4 protein-coding genes are annotated in these 2,841 nt (G+C 65.7%); all 4 read left to right on the plus strand.

The window, feature by feature from the left end; translation table 11 throughout:
* Nucleotides 1–94: 94 nt before the first annotated feature.
* The 4 genes from tnpA to NKH73_RS32485 all read left to right on the plus strand — a co-directional run bounded on the left by tnpA (nucleotide 95) and on the right by NKH73_RS32485 (nucleotide 2,771).
* Entirely contained in the window at nucleotides 95–448 is a 354-nt protein-coding gene (gene tnpA / locus NKH73_RS32470) for an IS66-like element accessory protein TnpA (protein ID WP_352939583.1), read from the plus strand.
* On the plus strand, nucleotides 445–792 hold the full coding sequence (gene tnpB, locus NKH73_RS32475) for an IS66 family insertion sequence element accessory protein TnpB (RefSeq protein ID WP_352885209.1): 348 nt from the start codon (nucleotides 445–447) through the stop codon (nucleotides 790–792). Before tnpA ends, tnpB begins: the two co-directional genes overlap by 4 nt.
* A 66-nt stretch (nucleotides 793–858) precedes the next feature.
* Nucleotides 859–2,535, plus strand: a complete 1,677-nt coding sequence (gene tnpC, locus NKH73_RS32480) for an IS66 family transposase (RefSeq protein WP_352939587.1) — start codon at nucleotides 859–861, stop codon at nucleotides 2,533–2,535.
* Between the two features lie 2 nt (nucleotides 2,536–2,537).
* Nucleotides 2,538–2,771 carry a hypothetical protein gene (locus tag NKH73_RS32485; protein ID WP_352542595.1) on the plus strand — a complete coding sequence of 78 codons (234 nt, stop codon included), beginning with the start codon at nucleotides 2,538–2,540 and terminating at the stop codon, nucleotides 2,769–2,771.
* Nucleotides 2,772–2,841: the final 70 nt, after the last annotated feature.

Raw genomic sequence — 2,841 nt, forward strand, 5'->3', positions numbered from 1 at the left:
GTACCTCTCCGGCGAGGGCCGCCTTGCGGGAGCATGGCCCGGTAGCGAAGCTGCGCTCTTAAGGCGTCCTTTCGAGCGCAGTTAGCAGCACAGCATGAGCCATGTGACGTTATTGACCGGACCGGAGCGTCGTCGTCGTTGGCGTGAAGAGGATCAGTGCCGGATCCTGGCCGCGGCATTCGCGCCCGGGTCCACGGTGGCGGCGGTAGCGCGTCAGTACGATGTCGCAACCAGCCTGATCTATAAGTGGCGCCGCACGCTGAGAGCCCGCGAGACGGGCTTTGCCGAAGTTGTCGTGGTTCCCGATAAGCCTGTCGCCGCTTCGGTGCCGGCGGCGCCACCAGCGGTGATCGAGCTGGAGATCGCCGGCAAGGTGCGGCTGCGGATTCCGCTGACCACGCCGCCGACACTGGCAGCTGCGATGGTGAAGGCGCTGGGCGTTTCATGATCCCGGTTCCGAGCCAGGTGCGGATCTGGTTGGCGGTCGGCCGGACCGATATGCGTCGCGGAATGCAAGGCCTCGCCCTGCAGGTTCAGGAGACGTTGGGCCGGGATCCGCATGCCGGCGATCTTTATGTCTTCCGCGGCCGCAGCGGCAATCTGGTCAAGATTATCTGGCATGATGGGCTCGGCATGTCGCTATATGCAAAACGGCTCGAGAAGGGCCGGTTTCTATGGCCGTCGCCGGCGGACGGCACGGTTTCCATATCACCGGCGCAGCTCGCCTACATGCTCGACGGGATCGATTGGCGCAACCCGCTTCACACGTTCCGCCCGCAGCGCGCGGGCTGAGTTTTTCTTTGAGTTTGCGCCATTTTCCGCGAGTCAGCGGACGCGTTTTATGATTCACTCCAGGGCATGGTTGCCACCGCCCAGGATGCTGTTCCGGACGATATTGGCGCGCTGAGAGCAGCGCTGACCGCGGCGCTGGCCAGAGCCGAAGACGAGGCCGCGCGCGCTGCGCTGGTCGAGGCCGAACTGGCGGTCGCCAGGGCCAAGGCATCGGATGATGCGGCGCTGATCGCGCATCAGCATCTGACGATCCGGAAGCTGCAGCGGGCGCTGCATGGTCAGAGTTCTGAACGCTCAGCCCGCCTGCACGACCAGATGGAACTCACCTTCGAGGAACTCGAGAGCACCGCGACGGAAGACGAGATCGCCGCCGAACAGGCCGCGGCCCGGACCACCGAGGTGGCGCCTTACATGCGCAAGCGACCGGCGCGCCAGCCATTTCCCGAGCATCTGCCGCGCGAACGCGTGGTCGAGCCGGCGCCGGCCGCTTGCCATTGCTGCGGCGGTCATCGGCTGCGCAAGCTGGGTGAGGATATCACCGAGACGCTGGAGGTGGTGCCGCGGCAATGGAAGGTGATCCAGCACGTGCGGGAGAAGTTCACCTGCCGCGACTGCGAGACGATCAGCCAGGCTCCGGCGCCCTTCCACGCCACCCCGCGCGGCTGGGCCGGTCCCGGCCTGCTGGCGATGATCCTGTTCGAGAAGTTCGGCCAGCATCAGCCGCTTAACCGCCAGGCCGAACGCTATGCCCGCGAAGGCGTGCCGCTCAGCCTGTCGACGCTCGCCGACCAGGTCGGCGCCGGCGCCGCGGCGCTGATGCCGCTGTTCAAGCAGCTCGAAGCCCATGTGCTGGCCGCTTCGCGTCTGCACGGCGACGACACGACGGTGCCGGTCCTGGCCAAGGGCAAGACCGATACCGGCCGATTATGGACCTATGTGCGCGATGACCGACCGTTCGGCGGCGCCGATCCGCCGGCGGCAGTGTTCTACTATTCCCGCGATCGCCGAGGCGAACATCCCGCGACGCATCTCGCCGGCTGGAGCGGCATTCTGCAGGCCGATGCCTTTGGTGGTTATGGCGATCTCTATGCGACGGGTCGTCAGCCGGCGCCTGTTCTGGAGGCCAGCTGCTGGGCCCACAGCCGGCGCAAAGTGTTTGAGCTGGCCGATGTCGAAGCGGCGGCGCGCAAGAAGGCGCACGGCGAGAAGCCCAACCTGGTCTATCCGCTGGCGGTCGAAGCCGTGAAGCGCATCGATGCCCTGTTCGATATCGAGCGCGCGATCAACGGCCTGTCGCCGGCCCAACGCCACGCCGTGCGCCAAGAGCGGAGCGCGCCGCTGGTCACCGAGCTCGAGCGCTGGATGATCAAGACGCGCGACAAGCTCTCGCGCGGGCACGACCTGACCAAGGCCTTCAACTACATGCTGCGCCGCTGGTCATCCTTCACCCGGTTCCTCGACGATGGGCGGATCTGCCTATCCAACAATGCAGCCGAGCGAGCCCTGCGCGGCATCGCTCTCGGCAGAAAGTCCTGGCTCTTCTGCGGTTCCGATCGCGGCGGACAGCGCGCGGCCGTTCTCTACAGCCTGATCGTCAGCGCCAAGATGAACGATGTCGACCCGCAGGCCTGGCTCGCCGACGTCCTCGCCCGACTGCCCGCCTATCCGGCCCATCGGATCGATGATTTGCTGCCGTGGAATTGGAGATCCGCAAAATTGCGGGCCCAACCAGCGGCGGCCTGATCATGCAGCGCAATAAGGTGCATCACGTCTACACCGTCGAACGTGTCGCCAGGGACCTCGGCGTCAGCGAAGCGCTCATCCAGGACCTGACCCTCGGTCTCGAGCCCGAGGACGGCGTCATCTGGGTCTACGGCGCCAACGATGACGACGGGATCTTGGCCTTCACCGATGAAGGCATCGAGGAGGTCAAACTCCTCCTCGAAGAATATCATCGCGTCTCCCCAAAGAAAGCTTGACGCCGGCACCGCGGTGCTCAGGGGCTCATGGCCGCCGGATACACGTCTGCGGTCTTCACCGGATGGGTAC

Origin of the sequence: Mesorhizobium sp. M0938, assembly GCF_040319125.1 — a bacterium.
Lineage (GTDB): Bacteria > Pseudomonadota > Alphaproteobacteria > Rhizobiales > Rhizobiaceae > Mesorhizobium > Mesorhizobium robiniae.

Excerpts from the sequence above, each read along its gene's own strand:
- NKH73_RS32485 (WP_352542595.1), top strand. The coding sequence starts at position 2,538 with ATGCAGCGCAATAAGGTGCATCACGTCTACACCGTCGAACGTGTCGCC.
- tnpB (WP_352885209.1), top strand. The coding sequence starts at position 445 with ATGATCCCGGTTCCGAGCCAGGTGCGGATCTGGTTGGCGGTCGGCCGG.
- tnpA (WP_352939583.1), top strand. The coding sequence starts at position 95 with ATGAGCCATGTGACGTTATTGACCGGACCGGAGCGTCGTCGTCGTTGG.
- tnpC (WP_352939587.1), top strand. The coding sequence starts at position 859 with ATGGTTGCCACCGCCCAGGATGCTGTTCCGGACGATATTGGCGCGCTG.